Here is a 22,287-nt window from a genome sequence, read left to right on the forward strand (position 1 = left end):
TTTCACTAGGACAAGCCTATGCCACGTTTTTCACTAATCCCTTTTTTGCTGTTATTTCCCACTAGATAAATGATATTACTTTTCCCAGAAAAGATAACTATTGAACAATCTACAAAGGATGCTATGATGAGTTTGTGGGATACAATTAATGGAAGGAGACTGATCTTTTGCGAAAAACAATTATGGTTATATTTTTAACGGTCATCCTAATTCTTTGTTATTTTACATTTGATGCAGCAAAAAATGTTTTTCGTGCGGATTGGCAATTCCCCTCTGATGATAGGATGAACAATCAAGATCAGCAGCGTCTTGTCTTAATCACTCAGGAAAGAGATACTCCTTTTTGGGATAAAGTAGCAAAGGGTGCGAAGAAGCAGGCGGAAATTGAAGAAGTTAGTCTTGAAGTTTGGGGGAGCTATAGCCATAATCAGGAAGATTTTCTGAAAAACGTCGAAATAGCGATTCAATCGAAAGTAGATGGAATTATTGTTCAGGGGTTAGATACGGATGAGTTTAAGAATTTGACAAAAATAAAAGCCTCCTTTTATGGAGTTCCTATCATTACTGTTGCCAATGATGTTCCGATAGCTGACAGTTTGCGAAGAACTTATGTAGGGTCCGATCAATTTTCAGCTGGAAAAATGATTGCAGAGCAACTAGTAAGGGATATGGGATCAAAGGGGAAGGTTGTTCTCATGCTTGAATCCCAGGAGGAATATTTTCAAAAACAACGATTGAAAGGCATAGAGGAGATACTTAAACAATATAAAGATATTAATGTTGTGTATGCAAAAACAATTGATACAACGAAAGAGCAAGTAGTTGTGACAACACAGGATATTTTAAATAAGGAACCTGATACGAATGCGTTCATTGCTATTAATGCAAATGTTTTGGGAACTTTGGTTAAAGAAATTAGTAAGCGTTACCAAATAGATCCTTATTATATATATTCCTTTGATGATGGACCGGAATCCATCTCCCTATTAGAAGAGGGAACCTTAGATGCCATGGTAGAGCAAACTCCTGAAGCAATGGGAGAACAGAGTGTCCAGTTAATGATGGAATGGCTGAACGGTGAAAAAGTTCCGTTAGATAAAAATGGCTATCTTACAGATATAAAGATACAAAAGGCGGAAAATACAAATGAATAGTATTCAGAAAAAAATTCTTCTGCTCACAACCATTGTCTTGATTATCATGTCTGTTATATGGATTGCGCTTACTTACTATAATCACAAGACGCAACAACAGTATAATGAGATTTTGCAGCGTTATTTAAAACTAAACGAAGTTACCACTAGTAGCCAGAATGTCATTACTGATATAAATAACTACATGATAAAACCATCTGAAGAAAATATGTCTCAGCTTAACCAAAGTAAGAAGAGAATGGAAGAAGCAAAGCAAGGTGTTATTACACTAAGAAATGAAGAAAACAATTTTACCTTAACAAACTATGTTCATTTAATGGATAGTTTTATTGAAACAACCAATCGACTTCTGCTATTTTTATCAGAAAATGACAGTGAAGCGGCAGCTCAGGAATTTTCTGAAGTAACAAGCATATCAACATATATTTCAGAGATGTCTTTATCTTTAGTAGATACAGAGCTAAAGACCTATGACCGTTTTTATAGAGGTATTATTAAACAGTCAGGTGAAGTAATGAAATTAGGAATCTTCCTTTTATTATTAATCATGTGTGTATTGTTTTTGGTAACATATTGGTTTTCTCTAACTATTACTAGACCAATATTTAAGCTAACCCAGGCAGCAAACGAATTGTCTAAGGGCCGATTTGATTTGCAGGTGAAAGTAGAAACAAAAGATGAGATTGCCTTTCTAGCGAGAACCTTTGATCGAATGAGAAAGAACATTAATATGCTAATTTCAGAAATAAAACATAAGGCACAGTTAGAACATGAATTACAGCAGAGCAAACTATTACTGCAAGAAAGTCAATTTAAAAGTTTACAGAGTCAAATCAGTCCCCATTTTCTGTTTAACACCTTAAATACGATATCTAAAAAGGCTTATTTAGAAGGTTCAGAAGAAACAAGTGATTTATTAGTTAGTGTAGCAGGAATTCTGCGCTACAATTTAAAGCAATTAGATCGGTCGGTGACACTGCGAGAGGAAATAATGGTGGTAAGGCAATATATGGATATACAAAAAGCAAGATTCACAGATAGATTACGATTTTTTATGGAGATAGATGAATGCTGTCTAGATTGGAAAATTCCGTCGTTAACTTTACAGCCAATTATTGAAAATGCAGTTATTCATGCAGTGGAACCAAATGAGGATGGTGGAACGATTTGGGCAAGAGTAATCGATGAGAAGGATACAGTCCTAATCGAAATTGAAGATGATGGGATTGGAATACATAAGGATAAAATAAACCTATTACTTACAGAGGATTCACAGCTAGTTGAAAATAAATCAAAAGGCATTGGAATAGGATTTAGCAATGTAGTAAAAAGATTACGACTGTTTTACGGCGAGGAAGATGTCATAACGATTAAGAGTGAGATTGGCTCAGGAACTAAGGTGATCATTCAAATTAAAAAATAGGGTGTGGGATGATGATAAAACTCCTCATTGTAGATGATGAACAAATAGAGAGAGATGGAATGGAGGCAATCATAAAAAAAGGTTTTCCTGATACAAAGATAATGCAAGCGAAAAATGGAAAAATGGCAATCGAATTAGCGGAAACATTTCGACCTGATTTAATACTAATGGATATTAAAATGCCTGGCATCAATGGCTTGGAAGCAATGGAAAGGATTATCGCAAGCAATTCAATGGTTCGCTTTATTATGGTCACTGCTTTTGATACGTTTGAATATATGCGTCAATCCATAAAGCTAGGAGTGAAGGATTATATTCTTAAACCGAGTAGAGCAAGTGAAATTATTACAACGGTCGGAAAGGTTTTTCAGCAGATTAAAGAGGAACATAGAGCAACTATCGTCAGAAAATATCAAGAGGAAGCATTTTCGAAAGCGTTATCTCTAGTGGAGACTGATGTGGTAACACAATTATTATTCGATCATGTCCACGAAGTGCATGTTGATATGCTTGTAGAAATGTTAGAGACGCCATCTACACAGGAAATGTTTGTCATGCTAGTGCTAATGCCAACAGGGGGAGAGTCTCTTTATTCGGTCATAAAAGAGAAAATTAGAGAAACGAAAAATTGCTGGGTAGGTGCCCTTTATGGTAGTCATCTTCCTATCATTGTGTTTAGAGACGAAAAAGTTTCTTATCGTTCACAGGCAACTTCTCTAGCTCAACAAGTGCTTTCCATTGTTAAACGTACGAAGAAAGCGGATTGTTTTATTGGAATAGGGAATGTTTCGGATTCCTTAGAGAAGGTTCGCCAGTCGTACCATGAAGCTCTATTTGCGACGATGGATATTTCCTTACCAACAAAATATCGTTTTTATTCAGAAGAAGCAGCATCTTCAAGTGATACGATGAGTGGAAGATTAATAGAGCACCGGAAAAAGGAATTTGCTGACCAAATTCGAATGGGGCAATGGGAGAATGTACGAAAATATATTTTATATGTTCTGCAGCACTATGAAAAAGAAGCGGCAGACGTATTGCATACACAGCAACGAATATTAGAAATTCTTTGGATTATATCGCGAGTGATGGAAGAATTGGGAATGGAGACAGATCCCCCTTTATATGCATATAAGCCTTTAAACTATCGGGAATTGCAAGTAGAAACAACGAGATTACTCGATGAAATGGTTCATTCTTTTAGACAAAGAACAGAACGATTGGAAGCAGATGCGATCCATCAGTTGAAGCAATATATTCTTTCCCACTCTCAAGAAGATATATCCTTAGATTCATTGGCTAGGAAAGTCGGTCTTAGTCCTATTTATATAAGCAAGATTTTTAAAGAAAAGCAAGGGGTTAACTATATTGATTTCTTAACAGAATGTCGAATTGAAAAGGCAAAGGAATTAATAAGAGATACGGATAAAAGTATAAAAGAAATTACCTTCGAAGTTGGCTACCATGATCCCAACTATTTTAGTAAAGTCTTTAAAAAGCTATGCAATATGTCACCAAAGGAATATCGGAAGTTATTATTAGCGAATAAGACGTCCTAGATACTTCTTTGATTAACAAGACCATTAGAAGAAAGAGCTAAAGTGATTAAAATAGGAGAGAGTTGGATGAGACGGATAGGAAAACAAACATTGTTCATTCTGTTACTATGCTTAACAGGTATTTTTGCTGGCTGTTATAAGGAACAAGGAAAACAGGAAGGGTATTTGCCGTCTAAGGCTACTTCCAAAACAATAGAAGCAAAAGAAGAGACTAAAAAGCTTAAAATAGGATTTTCAATGGATACCTTGAAAGAAGACAGATGGCAAAGAGACAGAGATTTATTTAAAGAAGCAGTGGAAGAGCTAGGTGCAGAAGTAGAAAGCGTTGCTGCGAATGGTGATGACGCTTTGCAAATTTTACAGGCAGAGACGTTAATAAGCAAAGGGGTCGATTTATTAGTCGTAGTCCCACATAATGCAGAAGCAATGGCAACTATTGTGAACAAAGCTCATTCGTCTGGAATAAAGGTTCTCTCGTATGATCGATTAATAAAAAATGCCGAAGTCGATTTATATATTTCCTTTGATAATGAAATGGTTGGAACATTGCAGGCGGAAGCAATTACAAAATTAGTGCCAAAAGGGAAGTATGTATACATTGGAGGAGCAGATACGGATAATAATGCCCATCTTATTAAAAGAGGCGTATTTCAAGTTTTACAACCTTTTATAGATAGAGGTGATATTACCGTAGTGTATGATCAATGGTCAAAAAACTGGAATCCAGAATATGCATACAGTAACATGGAAGAGGCTTTAAAAGCAAATGACAATAAAATAGATGCTGTTATCGCGGCAAATGACGCAACTGCTGGAAGTGCCATTAAAGCACTTAAAAAATATGGACTAGAAGGGAAAATTCCTGTTGCTGGACAAGATGGCGATCTTCCAGCAGCACAACGGATAATCCAAGGAACTCAAACGATGACTGTATATAAGCCAATTAAAGCATTAGCTGAAGAAGTAGCTCAAATTGCTGTTCGGATGGCAAATGGAGAAATGATCCCTGTGGAGAATAAGGTGAATAATGGGAAAATAGAGGTTCCGACTATCTTGCTTTCACCAGTTGCTGTAACAAAAGAAAATATGGAAGAAACAATCATAAAAGATGATTTTCATTCAAAAGAAGAAGTGTATAAAAAATAAACGATTTCGTACCTATTTAGAGGTTATTGCATGTTCCATATGATGAAGAGGGTATAATAGAAAATATCCAAATAACGATTGGAAGGGAGCTAATATGAGTAATAGTGAAATGAAAATAAATGCTGGCTGGAATTTTGATAACAGCTATGCTCGTCTTCCAGGTGTTTTTTATTCTGAAATGACGGTAAATCCAGTCAGTTCGCCAAGCTTGGTGAAGCTAAATTACGATTTGGCAAAGACATTAGGATTAAATACGGAACAATTGCAAAGCCCAGAGGTGATACAAGTATTAAGTGGTAATGAGATTCCGGAAGGAGGCTTTCCTCTTGCACAAGCGTATGCAGGGCATCAATTCGGCCATCCAACGATGCTTGGAGATGGAAGGGCAATGTTGATCGGTGAGCATATTACGCCGACAGGTGATAGAGTTGATGTTCAATTAAAAGGTTCTGGCCGCACTCCGTATTCTCGCGGAGGAGATGGGCGAGCTACTCTTAAGCCAATGCTGAGAGAGTATATTATAAGTGAAGCAATGCATGGACTTGGTATTCCAACAACAAGAAGTCTTGCAGTCGTGGCAACTGGAGAAAAGATTGTTCGTGAAACAGATTTGCCAGGAGCAATTTTAACGAGAGTTGCAGCAAGCCATCTGCGCGTAGGGACCTTTCAATATGCAGCTTCCCTTGATTCGAAGAAGGAACTAAAAGCCCTTGCAGATTATGCAATTGACCGCCACTTTCCAACGATTGAGAAAGATGGAAATCACTATTTAGCAATGTTTAAAGAGGTGATTAAACGTCAAGCTGCCTTAATTGCAAAGTGGCAGTTGGTAGGATTCATCCATGGTGTTATGAATACGGATAATATGACAATCAGCGGAGAGACGATTGACTATGGTCCTTGTGCATTTATGGATACCTTTCATCTAGAGACGGTGTTTAGTTCCATCGATGTCCAAGGGCGTTATGCATATGGAAATCAGCCGAAAATCGCTGGCTGGAACTTGGCGAGGTTTGCGGAAGCCTTGTTGCCATTACTGCATGATAATGTGGAAAAAGCAGTGGAACTAGCCCAAAATGAATTATATGCATTTAATACGTATTATCAAGAGCATTGGCTTGATGGCATGAGAGGAAAGCTAGGATTACAAGCCAAAGAAGAAGAACAAGATGCAGAACTAATTGAGAAGCTCCTTGGCATCATGCAAAATAATCGAGCTGACTTTACCGATACTTTCCGCTTTTTAGCATTAGGTGAAGTAGATAAATTGGAGCTAAGTAAAAATCAAGCATTTATTGATTGGCACAAGGCTTGGAAGGAAAGAATAGAGAGCCAAGAAGGTGGGGAAGTAGGCGCACGTGAAAAAATGAAAAAGCATAATCCAGTCGTCATTCCTCGTAACCACCTTGTAGAAGCAGCTCTTGATGCTGCAGAAGACGGGGATTTAAGTGTAATGGAAGAATTATTGCAAATGCTTTCTAATCCATATGCTTATACAAAAGAACAAATCGAATACGGAGTAGCCCCGCAAAAGGTGAATCCAGCTTATAAAACCTATTGTGGTACATGAGTTAAATGCAATAAATATAAAGTCCTTCAGTAAATGCTGAAAAAGGCAATTTGCGGTCCGCTTTTTTGTTAACGGCAATATGATTTAGGGACTGTTAAAGATGTCTAATCTTCTGTCATTTGCAGTGCTGTTTTGAGTATCAAGGGTTCGAGAGGGTCCGCACTTGTCGGTTGGGGTATAAGGGGAAAGCACCTGAGTTGAAAAATAGACGGAAAAATTTCGCTTATTTAGTAATTATTATTAAAAAAGGCTTAAATAGACGGAGAGATTCCGCCTATTGACTCGAAAAATGCGAAAAAGGGAGAGTTTGCTTTGCATAATCGGAAAAACTTCCCTTATTTACCCCGAAAAAAGCTCTATTCTGCGTTTAACCGGAAAACTTCCGCTTATTTCCCTTTTGCCGATTACTCGATTCAGGACAAAACGTCTTGTTTAAAAGGGAGTGAGTCTAAGAAATCCTTATTTTAATGCATGACGGTGAACTGTACCAATAGTAAGTGAGGTTTTATATAAAATGGGAAAACTCGTTAATTCCTAATGGCGAGTTTTCCTATTTTATATACCAATAACGCTGCCAATGCCACTGTCAAATCGACACACATTTAAAGAAAAGTACCTCAAAAAGGAACCCTTTAAAGGTAACAGAGAATCGCCCTTTGAGCCCCAACCCAAGAATACCAACAACAAAAGGTAACAGAGAAGGCATCTTACATCTTAAAGCCGATATAATCAAAAAGTAAAAAATGCTGTACGAAAAGTAGCTTGTTAAGCTGAAAATAATATAAAGTACAACCTGATAATACTGTGACATCAACATTAACAGGAGTTTATTTCAAGTGGAAATATACGCTAAAAAAAGACTTCTAAGTTAACCTTTTTCTCCTGGCAATAGCGCCTAAAAACTTATCTTCGAGCAAGGATATACATCTGCAAACCAACGTAGAACTTCATTATGATGCCCAATAATTTGCTCGGCTGTTAACAAATTAGTATCCCAAGTACTATGTGCATCAGAAACAAGCGTAATCTTATAATGCTTACTAAAAGCACCTCTACAAGTCGTATCGACACAGGCTTCTGTTTGGATGCCAGTAATAATTAATTGCTCAATTTCTAATTGATTTAACTCTTGCTCTAAATAAGTGTGAAAAAATGCATCTGGCGTTGTTTTCTGAATGATAATATCCTCCTTTTCTGGAGCGATTTCGGGATGGATTTCCCAACCATGTGTACCATATTCCAGCGGTTTACCAATTGCTGATTGATGCTGTATGTAAAAGACAGGTGTTTTTGTGAAGCGTGCTTGATCCAGTAAAGATTTGATACGACGAAGTAATTGCTCGCCATTATGTACGACATTCCCTTTTTGAAACATGCCATTTTGGACATCAATAATCAAAAGTGCTTTTTTCATTCTTTTCCCCCTATATATAAGTTTCGAAAGTACCTAATTGTTTATTGTGATACACCACATCTAACGTTCGCTTTTTGTCTCCTTTTCTCCTTATTATGCCAGTTCTTTATGAAAATTAGAATAAGAAGTGATTGGGCTTTGATTCTAAGGAGAGAATAGGAAAATGAAACTTTTTCTACATCCAATCAGTATATGTATATATCATCCTTTTTCAAGGGTAGGAAAGCAGTAAGAGGATAATTAAGTTATTATTAGTATATTGATAGATAAATAAATTGAGGTGATTAACTTGATCCTTCATTATAAATGTCCAAATTGTGGGGGAGACATGAGCTTTAATGCAGATACTGGCAGTTTATCTTGCCCTAGCTGCGGAAATGAAGAGAATATTGAAAACTATCCAGACAATTTAATGTCTGCATCATTTGAAGAAAATGAAGTAAAGGAGTACCATTGTGACAACTGTGGTGCAGTGTTATTAACAGAAGCAGATACTACGGCAACCAATTGTAGTTTTTGTGGTGCGGGAATAGTGATCGCCGATCGGTTGGCAGGTGTGCTTGCCCCTAAAAAAGTAATTCCTTTTACCATCAGTAAAGAAGAGGCCATCACAGCCTTTCGAAAATGGTGCAGAAAAGGACTTCTAACACCAAAAGGATTTATGAGTGCAGATCGGATAAAAAGCATTACAGGTATGTACGTTCCATTTTGGCTTTATGATTTAAATAGTGATGTGGATGTAACAGCATCATGTACGAAGGTTCGGACTTATACAAGTGGGGATTATATTTATACGGAAACGAAGTATTATGAAGCCTATCGGAAAATAAATTTAGATTATGTGAAAATTCCAGTAGATGCTTCTGAAAAAATGAATGACGAGCTAATGGATAAATTAGAGCCTTTTCCTTATGAACAGCTAAAAGATTTTAAAACACCTTATCTTGCTGGCTTTATATCAGAAAAATATAATTATACAGATTCAGCGTTATTGCCGAGAGCAAAAGATAAAATTAGTGATTATGTTGATTCCTTTGTGCACTCCACTTTCGCTGGGTATCATTCGATTCATTATCGAGATAAAAATATTGATACGAGAGCGGTGCGAAGTGACTATGTGTTACTTCCTGTATGGATGGTAAGCTATGATTATGAAAACCAAGAGCATATTTTTGCGATGAATGGGCAAACAGGAAAAGTAGTAGGAAAACCGCCAATTAGTAAAGGAAAAGTGGCATTATGGTTTAGTGGAATTGCCGCGGGTTCCTTCCTAGCATTAAAATGTGTCTCCTTCTTTATGGGAGGTGGCTTCTTTTGAGAAAGTTGTTAATCAAGTATAGTAGTTTCCTTTTTATTGCCTTGGCAATAATGTCCATTTTTTCTGGTATGACAGTAAAGGCGGCTTCAGAAAACCAAAAGCAATTTGTTTTTGATCAAGCAATGCTTTTAACAGATACGGAAAGAACAGAACTAGAAAGCTTGGCAGTGGAATTAGGGGAAGAAACGGAAACGGCATTATTGGTACTAACATTAGATGGTATAGATGGAAAAGACATCAAGAAATACGTTGAGGATTATTATGATGATGAGGCACCTGGCTATGATCAGCCTTTTGGAAATACAGCTATTTTGGCAATTGACATGGAACAAAGGGATATTTATTTGGCCGACTTTAAAAAGGCAGAAGATAATTTGGATAATGCTACTTTAGATTATATTCGGGAACAAATAACGCCAGCTTTATCTGAAGGTGACTATTTTGAGGCGTTCTCAACCTTTATGCATGAATCAGCCTATTATTTGGTTGATGATCCAGCAAATTTAGAAAATGATTATGATTACAGTGGAATTGCTGACTCTCGAAATGAATATATCGAAGGAAATAGTTCAAATGGGATGCTAGGACTTCTTTCTCATTGGGGCTTCCAATTGATTGTTTCTATTGTGCTTGCGGGAATTGTAGTGAGTATTATGGTCTTCCGATCAGGCGGAAAAGTAACGGTAAATGGCAATACGTATATGGATAAACGAAATTCAAAGATTATAAATAGACATGATCGCTTTATTCGAAAAACAGTGACAAAACAACGAAAGCCACAAAATAATTCAGGTGGTGGTGGAGGGATTACTGGTGGTGGTCACTCCCATAGTGGAAGTAGAGGGAAATTCTAAACAGTTATTTGAATAATGAAAGGGGATAGAACGATGTCATTTTTTCGCAATCAATTTGCAAATGTTGTGGAATGGGAAGAATTCAGAGAAGATATGATCTTCTATAAATGGAAAAACCGTGAAATTAAGAAGGGCAGTAAATTAATTATTCGCCCAGGGCAAGACGCTATCTTTTTAAACAATGGCAGTATAGAGGGAGCATTCCAAGAAGATGGAGAGTATGATATTGAGTCACAAATCGTCCCATTTTTATCAACTTTAAAAGGTTTCAAATTTGGATTTAACAGCGGAATGCGTGTAGAGGTGCTATTTGTCAATACAAAGGAATTTACGGTTAAATGGGGTACAAAAAATGCGATAAATATACCAGCAACTGGACTTCCTGGAGGAATGCCAATTCGAGCGAACGGAACCTTTCAATTTAAAGTAAATGATTATATTTCTTTAATTGATAAAATCGCAGGAATTAAGAACCAGTATTTAGTGGAAGATGTAAAAATACGCATTATCTCCGTTCTAGATCAGCTTCTTATGAAATGGATTGTCACAGAAGGAAAGGATATGTTTAATCTGCAGGCAAATGCCTTTGAAATTGCTAAAGGCATAAGAGAAGATTTAGATAGTCAAATGGCCGAAAGCGGACTTTCTATCACAGGCTTCCAAATCATGAGCTTTAGCTATCCGAAGGAAGTACAGGATATGATTAATAAAAATGCATCCCATGGAATGGTTGGCAATATTGATAAATATCAACAAATCTCCATGATAGATAGCATGTCTAGTGGGAAAAATTCTGGTGGTGGAACGGCATCTGACATGGCTGGAATGATGATGGGCATGAATATGGCTAATCAAATGATGGATAAAATGAATAAGCAAAATCAAAATCAGCAGCAAAATCAACAACCAGCATCGGAACCAGCATCGGAACCAGCACCACAGAGTCAGGAGAAAAAGCAGCGACCGAATTTCTGTCCAAATTGTGGGACGAAAACAGGGGAAGGGAATTTTTGCTCCAATTGTGGACATAAGTTAGTATAAAAATGGATACAGGACGGTTCTACTCGTTAGCGAGCCGTCCTGTTTTTTTGCGTGAATGTTCTTAACAAAAAATAAATTTAAGGGGATAATACTAATATCTTAATAAATAATTTGTATTAAAGAGGGAAGTAAATGAGCAACGAGAATAATATGGAGCGACGATTAAACACATTTATACAAGTATCGAAAAATATTACGACAAATGATAGTCTAAAGGAATTGATTCAGCAAATTATCGAAGACGTTATTGGCGCTATTGATAAGGCAGATGCAGGATTTTTATTGCTTTGGAATGAGGAAAATCAGTATTTGGAAATTGAGGCTGCCGTTAATTTTAAGGAAGATATTTATTTGCAAAATAAGCTGCTAGAAGGAGAAGGGATTAGCGGAACCGTTTTTGCAGAAGGTAGAAGCATGTTAATCAATACAATCGACGAAATTGAAAAAGCAATGTCCAATATGCGGAATAAGACACTTCAATATTATCTGAAATCGACGGTTCATGCTTTAATGCCAGTTAGCTGTATGTCTGTGTTGCTTGTTTATCAGCAGCAAAAAATTGGCGTTCTTACGATTGATAACTTTAAAAATGAAGGCTTTTTCACAGAAGAGGATTTACGATTTCTAGAAGCAATCGGGAGTCAAATAGCCATCTCTATTGTAAATGCACGTGCTTTTTATGAAAAACAACAAAGAGCTCTACAGTTAGAAACAATTCTTAAACTGCATAATCAATTAAATGAGACAGTGCTAGAAGGAAACGGGATGCAATCACTTGTAAAAAGTCTTGCCCGAAATCCAAATGATTGCATTTATTATTTTGATTCATTAGGTCGGCTTGATATATCTCATCCAACCTCTAGCGGCGATGTTTCATTTTTAAGCGACTGGCTTAGGGAAAATCGGAAAGTCCTGCAAATCCAGCAGCTACAGAAAATATATAAAAGGGAGGAGTTGTTTGGACAGGCATTATCTGTGCAATCTTCATTTGGAACAATTGGTTATTTAGTGATTACAGGAAAAAGCGTTCCACTCGATATTGTGGGAGAGCTTTCCTTTCAGCATGCTGCTTCTATTATTGCGATTGAGCAAATAAAGCTCCAAGAACAATTAAAGAGCAGACAAGCGGAAAAGGAAGCTTTATTAAAAGATATTTTAAACTTGAATTTAACTACAGAGGTTCAAGGCTATTTAAAAAAACAGGAGATGATTCCTTCCAAGTACTTTGTCTTTCTTGTAATCAAAAGCAAGCAGCATTCTTTTGAAGAACTAACGCAGTTTCATTTGCTAGAGGAAGGGATGCGGCAAGTATTCAAAAAAGAATTTTCAGTGATGATTTTCCCAAATCGAAATAAACTATTTCTGCTGTTAGGCGCAAAGAAGGAAGATTCGGGGAATGTTCAAGTTGTTAGACAATATATAGAACGATTACAAGCGAGCTATAAGGATATACTCGTTTATATTGGCCGTCCGGTTTACTCGATGCGTCACCTCCCCATCTCCTATAAAGATGCTGAATTATTAGAGAAAGAGATGGATCCCATTCAAAAAGAGGAATCGGTGTTTGACTTTCAAGCTCTTGGCTATAAGCGCTACTTATTTAATGTACCAGAAGAAGAAGCAGAATACTTTGTAGAAAATATTTTGGGACCTATTCTTTCCCAAGTAAATAATCGAACAAAAAATGAATGGTTGAGTACCTTACAAAGCTACTTATATTCGAATAAAAATGTCTCAAAAACAGCTGAAATAATGCATCTTCACCAAAATACGGTCTACTATCGAATTCAACAAATTCAGGAAAAATTGAACTGTGACTTTGATAATCTAGACCACTTAACTAATTTAAAGGTAGCATTGTTTTTGTATGAACGACAAGAACAAGGAACGATGGGGAATGAAGAGTATTAACAAACAGCATTACGGAAACATTCCTCTTAAAAAGCTATTGAAAAGCCAAACAATCATACGAAAACTTTCGTGTAATTGTTTGGCTTTGTCTTTGGCTAAAATACATATGTCCCAGCTTCTTTTTCCTTTTATTCGTTAATCAAGCTTTCTTGTTTAATTTCGACAGACTCATTCTTTAAATAGTGTAATGCTGCAGTTCCTAGTGTCTTGGCTGCGATTAAAAGTGACCGCTCATCAATATTGAATCTAGGATGATGATGTGGATATACTTCTTTCCAATTAGGATCCATGGCACCTGTAAAGAAGAAGGCGCCTTTTACATGCTGTAAGTAGTATGCGAAATCTTCTCCGCCCATAAGTGGATCACAAATTCTTACTTGTTGCACTTCTTCTATTTGTTCTGCATGCTTGATAATAAAGTCTGTTTCTTCTTGATGGTTCACAACAGCAGGATAGCCACGTTTAAAACGATAATCATAAGTTGCATCAACCATCTCACAGGATGCCTTGATGACATTTCCAATTTCCTTCTCGATTAAGTCACGAGCTTCATCGTGGAATGTTCGCGCTGTTCCGCTTAATTTTACAGTATCAGCAATAACATTAAAGGGATTCTGCGCTTCAAAGCTACCAATAGAAACAACAGCAGGGTGTAATGGATTTACTCTTCTTGAAACAATTTGCTGTACATTTGTAATAAATTGGGCACCAATCATAATCGCGTCTTTCGTCATATGTGGCTCGGATCCGTGGCCGCCCTTTCCTTGAATGGTAATATCGAATTGGTCGGCAGCTGCCATAATAGGACCTGCGTTAATCATAATATTTCCAAGTGGTTCTGTTGCCCATAGATGGGTACCGAAAATAACATCCACCCCTTCTAAACATCCATCCTCAATCATTGCAATCGCACCACCTGGAGATAGCTCTTCCGCAAATTGATGAATAAAGACAATGGTTCCTTCGAAGTCTGCCTGCAGCTTGTTTAATGCTTTTGCTAATACTAATAAAGTAGCAGTATGACCGTCATGGCCACATGCATGCATGACCCCATCTACTTTAGATTTATAAGGAATATCATTTTCTTCCTGGATGGCAAGTGCGTCAAAGTCTGCCCGTAATGCAACTGTTTTACCTGGTTTGTTCCCTCTTAGTGTAGCAACTACACCGCGACCACCAACGCCAGTTCTAACTTCATGCCCTAATTTTTGATGATATTCTGCAATATAAGCAGGTGTATATACTTCGTGATAGGATAATTCTGGATGTTCGTGAAGATGACGACGAATTTCAATCATCTCCTGTTCGTATTCTTTTAAGAGTGAAAATAAAGCTTCCATGTTACTTACCCCTCATTTCCATTTTTTTAAAATTATATGTAGCATGGCAACCTAAATTTCAGGTTGCACATGGTGAATGTCTAAATTATTTTAAGAAGATAGGGTCTCCTGGTCCTAATGGAAGTCCACATAAATACCAGACTGAGAACAATAAAATCCAACTAATCGCAAAGAAGATAGAATAAGGAAGCAATGCTGATATTAGAGTTCCAATCCCAATCGACTTATCGTGTTTTCTAGCAAAAGCTAAAAGGATCGCAAAGTAGGCAAGCATTGGTGTGATTGGATTTGTGATAGAATCTCCAATTCGATAAGCCATTTGCGTTAATGCTGGGCTATAGCCTAAATACATAAACATCGGAACAAAGATTGTAGATAGTAATGCCCATTTTGCAGATGCGCTGGCAATTAATAGATTAATAAACGAACAAATAATGATGAAACCAATAATCATTGGCAGACCAGTAAAGTTCATCGCTTGAAGCAATTCTGCACCTTTAATCGCAAGAATCGGACCAATATTGCTCCAGCTAAAGTAAGCAATCATTTGTGCAGCGACAAAAGCTAGCACGATAAACGGAGCTAAGTCTGCAATGGATTTAAATAGTTTTTCCGCAATATCTTTATCACTTTTAACCGTTTTAGAGCCAATACCATATGCTAAAGCAGGTAATAAAAAGAAAAATAGCATGAGTGGAACGATTGAGGACATAAATGGCGAGTTAATAACAGAGCCTGTCTCTAAATCGCGTAGCCAACCATTTCTTGGAATAACCATTAATAAAATGACAGCTAAATAGATGATTAAGGTAATACCGGCAAAACGTAATCCTCTTTTTTCATTTGCAGTTACTTGCTCTAGTTGTTGTACTACACCTGTGTATTTACCAAAGCGAGGTTCCACAAATTTTACGGTAACCCAAGTAGTGACAGCAACTAATAAAAAGGTAGAAATGATTAAGAAATAATAATTCATCGTAGGATTTCCAACATAATTAGGATCTACCGTTTTTGCAGCTTGTTCTGTAATACCGGCTACTAATACATCTAAAGAATTAAGAATCAGATTTGCACTATAGCCACCAGCAATAGCTGCATAAGTGGCAATAAGACCCACAATAGGACTTCTTCCCACACTCATAAAAATAAGCGCTGCAATTGGTGGGAACACGATAAATGCCGCATCTGCTGCAATATTGCCAAGGACTCCTGTTAAAACAATAACAGGAAGGATTAATTTTTTTGGTGCACTTAACACCGTTCTTTTCATAACCGTTTGAATAAGACCTGTCGTTTCTGCAAGACCAACCCCTAGCATAATGACTAATACTAGTCCAAATGGAGGGAAGGAAGTAAAGTTGCTCACCATACTTGTTAAGATTTGAATAATACCTTCTCGATTCAGTAAATTAACTACTTCAATAGTCTCGCCTGAGCTAGGATTAGTAGCAGAGACACCAATTAAAGATAGTAAATAAGAAGCGACTAAAATAATGGCTGACATGATGACAAACAAGGTAATAGGATCAGGTAACTTATTACCTGCACGTTCAATGATGTTTAAAAACTTGTCCACTAGTTTTGTTTTACTAGGCGGTGTTGGTTCGGCATAGTTTGGATGTTTTTTTGCAAGTTCGCTCATATGTACCTCCGTGTTGTGAAGTGTTTTTGGATTTTTTAAAATTATACGAATATTTAAGAAAATAATCTATGGAATAAATTCTAAATTTCTTCCTTATTTTTGTGTTCAAATACAAAGAGGTGGTCGGATAGAGGCTTAGGAAAGATGCACCTTTACGGTTTACAATAAATAAAATATAAAGTAGTATGTAATAGGTTTAAAGATTACTAGCAAGGAGTTGAATTTTTATGAGTACTCGAATGTGTATGGAACCTGATCCGGAACCCACGGCCATGAAAGAGGGAGTCATGAATAACCCTTCCTTTAGAAGTTTGAATGCTGATAAAGATTCAACTTTATTTGGCAGAGCATTTTGACTTCCTCTAAACAAGAGGAGGTAAGAACATGAGAAAAATTTATATTTCTACTGAAGAAGGAATGCTGAAAGAAACGGATGACATGATGGATGGCTGCTGGATTAATTTAATTGCACCAACAGAAGCAGAAATTACAGAAATTGCTACCGGTTTAGACATTCCATTAGCGTTTATGAAAGATCCCTTGGATGAAGAAGAGCGTTCAAGAATTGAAAAGGATGGGGAAAATGTCTTAATTATCGTGAATCTCCCCCTTGTTTCCTTTGATGAGAAAAGTATGCCTATTTATGACACAATCCCATTAGGTATGATTATTGCCAAGAATTGCTTTATTACGGTTTGCTTAAAGGATAATCCGATATTTTACCAGTTTTCTGAAGGCAGAATGAAGAGCTTTTTTACGTATAAAAAGACACGATTCTCCCTGCAAATATTATACTGTATGGCAACTGCCTATTTAAAATATTTAAAGCAAATTAGCAAGAAGACAGATACTATTGAAAAAGAACTTCACCAATCTATGAAAAACAAAGAGCTATTTTCCTTGCTTAATATCGAAAAAAGCTTGGTGTATTTTACCACTTCCTTAAAATCAAATAATATTGTCATGCAAAAAATGCTCAAAAGCAATTATTTGAAAATGTATGAAGATGATCAAGAATTGCTAGAAGATGTAATTATTGAGAATCAGCAGGCAATTGAGATGGCTGAAACCCATATGTCTATTTTAAGTGGGATGATGGACGCTTTTGCTTCTGTTATTTCAAATAATGTCAATATTGTCATGAAATTCTTAACATCTTTCACGATTATTTTGTCATTACCAACAATGGTTGCAAGCTTTTATGGAATGAATGTTCATATTCCATATCAAGATGTACCATATTCTTTTACAATTGCGATTATGATTTCCTTCCTATTATCAGGCGTAACTGCTTTGATCTTTTGGAAGAAGCGGTTTTTTTAATAAAGGGGCCTGCTCGTTGTCTCTAACTCCTCCATTTTGAAGTGGAGGAGTTTTCTAATAAAAGGAGCGGAATTCTTTAGGAGTATATCCTGTTTCTTTTTTAAAGGTGGCAACAAAGTGACTTGTATCATTGAATCCAGTTAGAAAGGTAATGTCTTTTATTTTTACATCTCTTTTTGTAACTAAAATTTCTTTAGCCTTTTTGATTCGATAAGCAAGTACATATTGATAGACGGAAATGCCAACAAATCGTCTAAAAAGCTTGTTCAAATACTGTGGCGATATAAAGAGCCTTCCTGCTATATCGGAAATATCACATTTTTCTCCATAGTTTGTTTCAATCCATTCGATAGTAGGGGAGATATATTGATGATATAAATCATTCTTTTGAAACGTTCTGTGTAAACCATGATCCCGGATATTTAGTAAGAAGTTATACACGTCAACGGAAAGCTTTTGCTGTACAGAGTTTTTGTTTTCGTTTTTTATATGTGATAACATCCTCTGCGTCCAATCACTATAGGAAAAATCAGGACAGTCATTTGCTAGATAGTAAGAGGAAGTACCAAGTATCTCGGCTATACTTGCGGAAAAAGTACCGTTAATTGTCATAAAGTTTGTGCGCCATCCTTTTGCTGAAATCGATTCATAAAAGTGGGGAACAAATGGTGCGATAAGTATCCCTTCTTGAGGATGCAATTGGATTTTTTCATTTGCAATCGTTACTTCCCCTAATCCTTCTGCTGTTTGTAGCCAGTGATAGTAAGGATATCCCTCTTCTCTTAAGACCATTGGTTGTTCCCACATATACCCAATGCTTTCAATGGAAAAAGGATTGAAATGATCTAGTAAATTAAAATATACTTCCATTTATGTATCCCCTTACAATAGTTTCATAATTTTATATAAACTAGTTACTCTTATTATACTTTTTCTCCATTTGCCTTTCTATAATGAATGTATAAAAAGTGCGGAGGGATGAAATATGGAGAAAAAATTGTTTAATCGTTTTTTGTATGGAGGAGATTATAATCCGAATCAGTGGCCAAAGGATATCTGGGAAGAGGATATGCGCATTTTTAAAAAGGCAGGAATTAATTCGGCAACAATCAATGTTTTTTCATGGGCAAAAATTCAGCCTTCGGAAGAAGTATATTATTTTGATGAGCTAGACGAAATCATAGAAATGCTAAGTAAGGATAGGTATGACATTATTCTCGCTACTTCTACTGCTTCTTTGCCTGCATGGATGGTAAAAAGATATCCTGAAGTGGCGCGAACCGATTATGAAGGAAGACATCATAAGTTTGGACAAAGACATAATGCTTGTCCGAACAGTCTTGTTTATCAGAAGTTTGCTAGCAAATTGGCAGGAAAACTTGCAGAAAGATATGGAAGCAATCCCCATGTAACCTGTTGGCATATTAATAATGAGTATGGGGGCGAGTGCTATTGCGAAAACTGTGAGAAGGCCTTTCGTGTATGGCTAAAAAATCGCTATAAAACGATTGAAGCACTAAACAAAGCATGGAACTTAGAATTCTGGGGTCATACTATTTATGAATGGGATGAAGTAGTATTGCCGAATGCACTAAGTGAAGGAATTGGCAGCGATAAAACCGCTTTTGCAGGAATATCTATAGATTATCGCCGTTTCAACTCGGATAGCATGCTGGAAAATTTCAAGATGGAACGAGATTCGATTCGGAAATACGATACTGAAACGCCAATCACTACAAATTTAATGGGTACTTACAAAAATTTAGATTACTTTAAATGGGCAAAAGAGATGGACATTGTTTCCTGGGACAATTATCCAAGCTATAATACACCATTAAGCTATACAGCGATGTGCCATGATTTGATGCGCGGGCTTAAAGATGGGCAACCATTTATGCTAATGGAACAAACCCCAAGTCAACAAAACTGGCAGCCTTATAATTCCTTAAAAAGACCAGGGAAAATGCGTGCGCAAAGCTACCAGACAATTGCCCATGGAGCTGACACCATCCAATTTTTCCAGCTACGCCGTTCAGTAGGGGCATGTGAAAAATTTCATGGTGCTGTCATTGAACATGTTGGACATGAAAATACACGAGTGTTTCGAGAAGTGATGGAGCTTGGAAAAGAACTACAGCAATTAGAGGAAATTCTAGGATCAACAATAAAAAGTAAAGTCGGCATCATGTTTGACTGGGAAAATTATTGGGCGCTGGAGTATACGAGTGGACCAAATAAAGATTTAACCTATGTAGACCAAATCCATCAGTACTATCAATATTTTTATAATGAAAATATTCTAGTCGATATGATTTCGGTCGATAGTGATCTCTCTAAATATGATGTGGTGGTAGCCCCAGTTCTTTATATGATGAAAGCAGGCTTGGCAGAGCGCATTACAGCGTTTGTTGAAAATGGAGGACAGTTTGTCACTACCTTTATGAGCGGTATTGTGAATGAATCAGATAATGTATACCTAGGAGGATACCCAGGACCATTGCGCAAAATAGCTGGAATATGGGTAGAAGAAATAGATGCATTAGCGCCAGAGCAAAAAAATGCCGTTGCATTTAATGATGGAAATGCATATACCTGTACGTTACTATGTGACATTATTCATCTCGAAGGTGCAGAGGCCATTGCCACCTATAAAGAGGATTTCTACAGTGATACTCCAGCAATTACGAAAAATTCGTATGGGAAAGGGAATGTCTGGTATGTTGGCACACAAGTAGAGCAAGAGGGCATTGCCCATTTATTCGATCAAGTGATAGCAGAAACGACTGTAAAACCAATCTGCACGAACGGAAAAGGTCTAGAAATTACGAAAAGAGACACAGCAGATTCCTCCTATTATTTTGTTATTAATCAACATCCAAAGATACAGAAATTGCCAGAAGAGCTTGTTGGCAAACTAAATCTATTAACCGGAGAAGTAGTAAAAGAAGCACTAGAGCTAGAGCAATTTGCTGTGCTTTTATTGAAATAATAATTTTGCTGCACCGATGTTGGTGCAGCTTTTTGCTTTGGAGGTTTAGAGGGGGAGATTGGTGATTGATCCTGGATGAAGGCCGGGAGCTTTGGGGAAGCGGGAAAAGTGGTGTTTATGGAGGAGATGAAAACCAAAAATGATGACAGGAGAGGGAAAAATGGAGTTCATCCAGTCGATGAAAACCAAAATTGATGACAGGAGAGGAAAAAGTGGAGTTCATCCAGTCGATGAAAACCAAAATTGATGAAAGGAGAGGGAAAAGTGGTGTTCATCAAGCCGATGAAAACCAAAATCCATGCCAAAAGCTGGAAAAGTAGTGTTCACCAAACCAATGAACACCAAACCTCATGCCAAAAACAAAAAAGGTTTTCATCCCAAGCATGAAAACCGAATTTACAAGTGTAAAAGAAAAAGTGTCTTTACTAAACAGCTTTTCTCCAAAAACGAAAGAACCATTAACCGTGCAGTTTATTCTTCAACAGAGGAGTTTCCCATTCCATCACACAGGATTACTGTAATAAGTAATAAAATTAATATCTTGATTGTAATTTCCAAACCCTTTTCCAAATAAAGTAACGCCACCAAGATTGTGGGCATCTTCTTTTATTTCTACCTTTAAATCCCACATTCCACGTTGTTCTTCACGAAACTCGTCAATAGTAGTGTCTGATAATTTTTTCCCATCTGCATAAACACCATGCTTGGTAATGCGAATTGTTAGCAAGATGCCGTATTGATTGGTTTCATTCGGCCACCAATCAGGGGTGAAGCGACCTCTTGTATCAGAAAAGTCTCCTGGGCTAGTCCACATACACAGCTCTTTTCCATTTAAGGAGAACGTAATGTCAGATGGCCAAACATTATTGGAAAAAGGGAATTCTGATGATGCCTCTAATACAATATCAATCATCTCTAGCCTATCCGTCTTTTTTAAAATAGATGGAATGCGATATTCAATAAATCCCTTTGTAAACCAAAGGATAGCTGCTTGATTTTTTTGTGGATCCATAAAGTATTTGGGATCATCGTATTCGCCAATTGGATGTGTTGTGGTAGCAAGTCCGCATGTTGGATAAACATCAAAATTAAAATAATGCCCAACAGGAATTTCCTGTTTATAGCTTTCATAAGCAGAGTAGATCTTTTGTGGAAATTGTATTTCAATTCGATCTACTTTTAAGATAACAACTTTTTGCAGACCAGATTTACCAGGGATTGTTTCGGTTTTTACTAACCCTGCATCGCTCATTTTTGTAATATGTCTACTCACTATCGCACTACTTATATTCAATTCCTTCGCTAGTTCTCCAATATTCATTTTTTTCTTGGATAATAATTTAATAATGTTGATTCGAGTAGGACTGGATAGAACCTCGTACACAGGGATAGAATTTTCCGAAATATCTAATTGCATGTGTGATTCCCCCTTTTATTATTCTTATATTACTACAGGAATAAATTAATGGCAAAATAAATTATTTTACATAACCGAATGGTTAACAAAGATGATGAAAATTATTAAAATAGTATACTATTAAGTTATTGACAACGGTTACAAAATATAATATATTTTAGTCGTAAGTTTATCTTTGAAGTATGT

Annotated in this window: 17 protein-coding genes; 12 read left to right on the forward strand and 5 right to left on the reverse strand. The window is 36.7% G+C overall.

The genetic code is table 11. The features are described 5' to 3' along the window. The first annotated feature begins 167 nt into the window (after positions 1–167). The 5 genes from ACWNMZ_RS05320 to ACWNMZ_RS05340 all read left to right on the forward strand — a co-directional run bounded on the left by ACWNMZ_RS05320 (position 168) and on the right by ACWNMZ_RS05340 (position 6,852). Complete coding sequence (locus ACWNMZ_RS05320) at positions 168–1,154, forward strand: sugar ABC transporter substrate-binding protein (RefSeq protein WP_235250778.1); 987 nt, start codon at positions 168–170, stop codon at positions 1,152–1,154. Next, the gene (locus ACWNMZ_RS05325; protein ID WP_251628336.1) at positions 1,147–2,577 is read left to right on the forward strand and encodes a sensor histidine kinase; all 1,431 of its coding nucleotides are present in this window, start codon (positions 1,147–1,149) and stop codon (positions 2,575–2,577) included. The genes ACWNMZ_RS05320 and ACWNMZ_RS05325 overlap by 8 nt, the downstream gene beginning before the upstream one ends. 11 nt (positions 2,578–2,588) lie before the next feature. Beyond that, complete coding sequence (locus ACWNMZ_RS05330) at positions 2,589–4,136, forward strand: response regulator (protein ID WP_031536095.1); 1,548 nt, start codon at positions 2,589–2,591, stop codon at positions 4,134–4,136. A gap of 66 nt (positions 4,137–4,202) precedes the next feature. After that, the gene (gene xylF / locus ACWNMZ_RS05335; protein ID WP_031536097.1) at positions 4,203–5,282 is read left to right on the forward strand and encodes a D-xylose ABC transporter substrate-binding protein; all 1,080 of its coding nucleotides are present in this window, start codon (positions 4,203–4,205) and stop codon (positions 5,280–5,282) included. A gap of 94 nt (positions 5,283–5,376) precedes the next feature. Further along, positions 5,377–6,852, forward strand: coding sequence for a protein adenylyltransferase SelO (locus ACWNMZ_RS05340; RefSeq protein ID WP_449598329.1), 1,476 nt, complete (start codon positions 5,377–5,379; stop codon positions 6,850–6,852). An 895-nt stretch (positions 6,853–7,747) separates the two neighbouring features. Here ACWNMZ_RS05340 and ACWNMZ_RS05345 read toward each other — a convergent pair. After that, positions 7,748–8,266 carry a cysteine hydrolase family protein gene (locus ACWNMZ_RS05345; protein WP_031536101.1) on the reverse strand — a complete coding sequence of 173 codons (519 nt, stop codon included), beginning with the start codon at positions 8,264–8,266 and terminating at the stop codon, positions 7,748–7,750. 289 nt (positions 8,267–8,555) lie between these two features. On the opposite strand from ACWNMZ_RS05345, the gene ACWNMZ_RS05350 reads away from it, so the two are divergent. The 4 genes from ACWNMZ_RS05350 to ACWNMZ_RS05365 all read left to right on the forward strand — a co-directional run bounded on the left by ACWNMZ_RS05350 (position 8,556) and on the right by ACWNMZ_RS05365 (position 13,390). Beyond that, on the forward strand, positions 8,556–9,584 hold the full coding sequence (locus ACWNMZ_RS05350; RefSeq protein ID WP_251628339.1) for a TFIIB-type zinc ribbon-containing protein: 1,029 nt from the start codon (positions 8,556–8,558) through the stop codon (positions 9,582–9,584). Beyond that, positions 9,581–10,438 carry a TPM domain-containing protein gene (locus ACWNMZ_RS05355; protein ID WP_251628342.1) on the forward strand — a complete coding sequence of 286 codons (858 nt, stop codon included), beginning with the start codon at positions 9,581–9,583 and terminating at the stop codon, positions 10,436–10,438. The genes ACWNMZ_RS05350 and ACWNMZ_RS05355 overlap by 4 nt, the downstream gene beginning before the upstream one ends. Before the next feature lie 33 nt (positions 10,439–10,471). Next, positions 10,472–11,479, forward strand: a complete 1,008-nt coding sequence (locus tag ACWNMZ_RS05360) for an SPFH domain-containing protein (RefSeq protein ID WP_031536107.1) — start codon at positions 10,472–10,474, stop codon at positions 11,477–11,479. 132 nt (positions 11,480–11,611) lie between these two features. Beyond that, positions 11,612–13,390, forward strand: a complete 1,779-nt coding sequence (locus tag ACWNMZ_RS05365; protein WP_031536109.1) for a helix-turn-helix domain-containing protein — start codon at positions 11,612–11,614, stop codon at positions 13,388–13,390. Between the two features lie 128 nt (positions 13,391–13,518). Here the strand turns inward: ACWNMZ_RS05365 and ACWNMZ_RS05370 are convergent, their stop codons facing one another. Next, positions 13,519–14,730 (reverse strand): M20 family metallopeptidase, encoded by a 1,212-nt coding sequence (locus ACWNMZ_RS05370; protein ID WP_031536111.1) that lies wholly within the window; start codon positions 14,728–14,730, stop codon positions 13,519–13,521. Between the two features lie 85 nt (positions 14,731–14,815). Continuing rightward, positions 14,816–16,372 carry an AbgT family transporter gene (locus ACWNMZ_RS05375; RefSeq protein WP_048719342.1) on the reverse strand — a complete coding sequence of 519 codons (1,557 nt, stop codon included), beginning with the start codon at positions 16,370–16,372 and terminating at the stop codon, positions 14,816–14,818. A gap of 227 nt (positions 16,373–16,599) precedes the next feature. Here ACWNMZ_RS05375 and ACWNMZ_RS05380 point away from each other — a divergent pair, with 227 nt between their 5' ends. Both ACWNMZ_RS05380 and ACWNMZ_RS05385 read left to right on the forward strand, forming a co-directional pair. Beyond that, entirely contained in the window at positions 16,600–16,728 is a 129-nt protein-coding gene (locus tag ACWNMZ_RS05380) for a hypothetical protein (protein ID WP_269320374.1), read from the forward strand. 28 nt (positions 16,729–16,756) lie between these two features. Further along, the gene (locus ACWNMZ_RS05385) at positions 16,757–17,695 is read left to right on the forward strand and encodes a magnesium transporter CorA family protein (RefSeq protein WP_449598330.1); all 939 of its coding nucleotides are present in this window, start codon (positions 16,757–16,759) and stop codon (positions 17,693–17,695) included. A 54-nt stretch (positions 17,696–17,749) separates the two neighbouring features. On the opposite strand, the gene ACWNMZ_RS05390 is transcribed toward ACWNMZ_RS05385, so the two are convergent. Beyond that, entirely contained in the window at positions 17,750–18,565 is an 816-nt protein-coding gene (locus ACWNMZ_RS05390) for an AraC family transcriptional regulator (RefSeq protein WP_031536118.1), read from the reverse strand. 115 nt (positions 18,566–18,680) lie between these two features. Between ACWNMZ_RS05390 and ACWNMZ_RS05395 the strand changes: the two genes are divergently transcribed. Beyond that, a complete protein-coding gene (locus ACWNMZ_RS05395) occupies positions 18,681–20,684 on the forward strand; it encodes a beta-galactosidase (RefSeq protein ID WP_031536120.1) in 2,004 nt (667 codons plus the stop codon). A gap of 502 nt (positions 20,685–21,186) precedes the next feature. Here the strand turns inward: ACWNMZ_RS05395 and ACWNMZ_RS05400 are convergent. Beyond that, positions 21,187–22,101, reverse strand: a complete 915-nt coding sequence (locus ACWNMZ_RS05400) for an ArsR/SmtB family transcription factor (protein ID WP_031536123.1) — start codon at positions 22,099–22,101, stop codon at positions 21,187–21,189. Positions 22,102–22,287: the final 186 nt, after the last annotated feature.

The organism is Niallia sp. Marseille-Q9988 (assembly GCF_976954375.1).

Bases quoted from the DNA above. Each gene is read 5' to 3' on its own strand.
- ACWNMZ_RS05325 (WP_251628336.1), top strand. From the start codon at position 1,147: ATGAATAGTATTCAGAAAAAAATTCTTCTGCTCACAACCATTGTCTTG.
- ACWNMZ_RS05330 (WP_031536095.1), top strand. From the start codon at position 2,589: ATGATAAAACTCCTCATTGTAGATGATGAACAAATAGAGAGAGATGGA.
- xylF (WP_031536097.1), top strand. From the start codon at position 4,203: ATGAGACGGATAGGAAAACAAACATTGTTCATTCTGTTACTATGCTTA.
- ACWNMZ_RS05340 (WP_449598329.1), top strand. From the start codon at position 5,377: ATGAGTAATAGTGAAATGAAAATAAATGCTGGCTGGAATTTTGATAAC.
- ACWNMZ_RS05345 (WP_031536101.1), bottom strand. From the start codon at position 8,266: ATGAAAAAAGCACTTTTGATTATTGATGTCCAAAATGGCATGTTTCAA.
- ACWNMZ_RS05360 (WP_031536107.1), top strand. From the start codon at position 10,472: ATGTCATTTTTTCGCAATCAATTTGCAAATGTTGTGGAATGGGAAGAA.
- ACWNMZ_RS05365 (WP_031536109.1), top strand. From the start codon at position 11,612: ATGAGCAACGAGAATAATATGGAGCGACGATTAAACACATTTATACAA.
- ACWNMZ_RS05370 (WP_031536111.1), bottom strand. From the start codon at position 14,730: ATGGAAGCTTTATTTTCACTCTTAAAAGAATACGAACAGGAGATGATT.
- ACWNMZ_RS05375 (WP_048719342.1), bottom strand. From the start codon at position 16,372: ATGAGCGAACTTGCAAAAAAACATCCAAACTATGCCGAACCAACACCG.
- ACWNMZ_RS05380 (WP_269320374.1), top strand. From the start codon at position 16,600: ATGAGTACTCGAATGTGTATGGAACCTGATCCGGAACCCACGGCCATG.
- ACWNMZ_RS05385 (WP_449598330.1), top strand. From the start codon at position 16,757: ATGAGAAAAATTTATATTTCTACTGAAGAAGGAATGCTGAAAGAAACG.
- ACWNMZ_RS05390 (WP_031536118.1), bottom strand. From the start codon at position 18,565: ATGGAAGTATATTTTAATTTACTAGATCATTTCAATCCTTTTTCCATT.
- ACWNMZ_RS05395 (WP_031536120.1), top strand. From the start codon at position 18,681: ATGGAGAAAAAATTGTTTAATCGTTTTTTGTATGGAGGAGATTATAAT.
- ACWNMZ_RS05400 (WP_031536123.1), bottom strand. From the start codon at position 22,101: ATGCAATTAGATATTTCGGAAAATTCTATCCCTGTGTACGAGGTTCTA.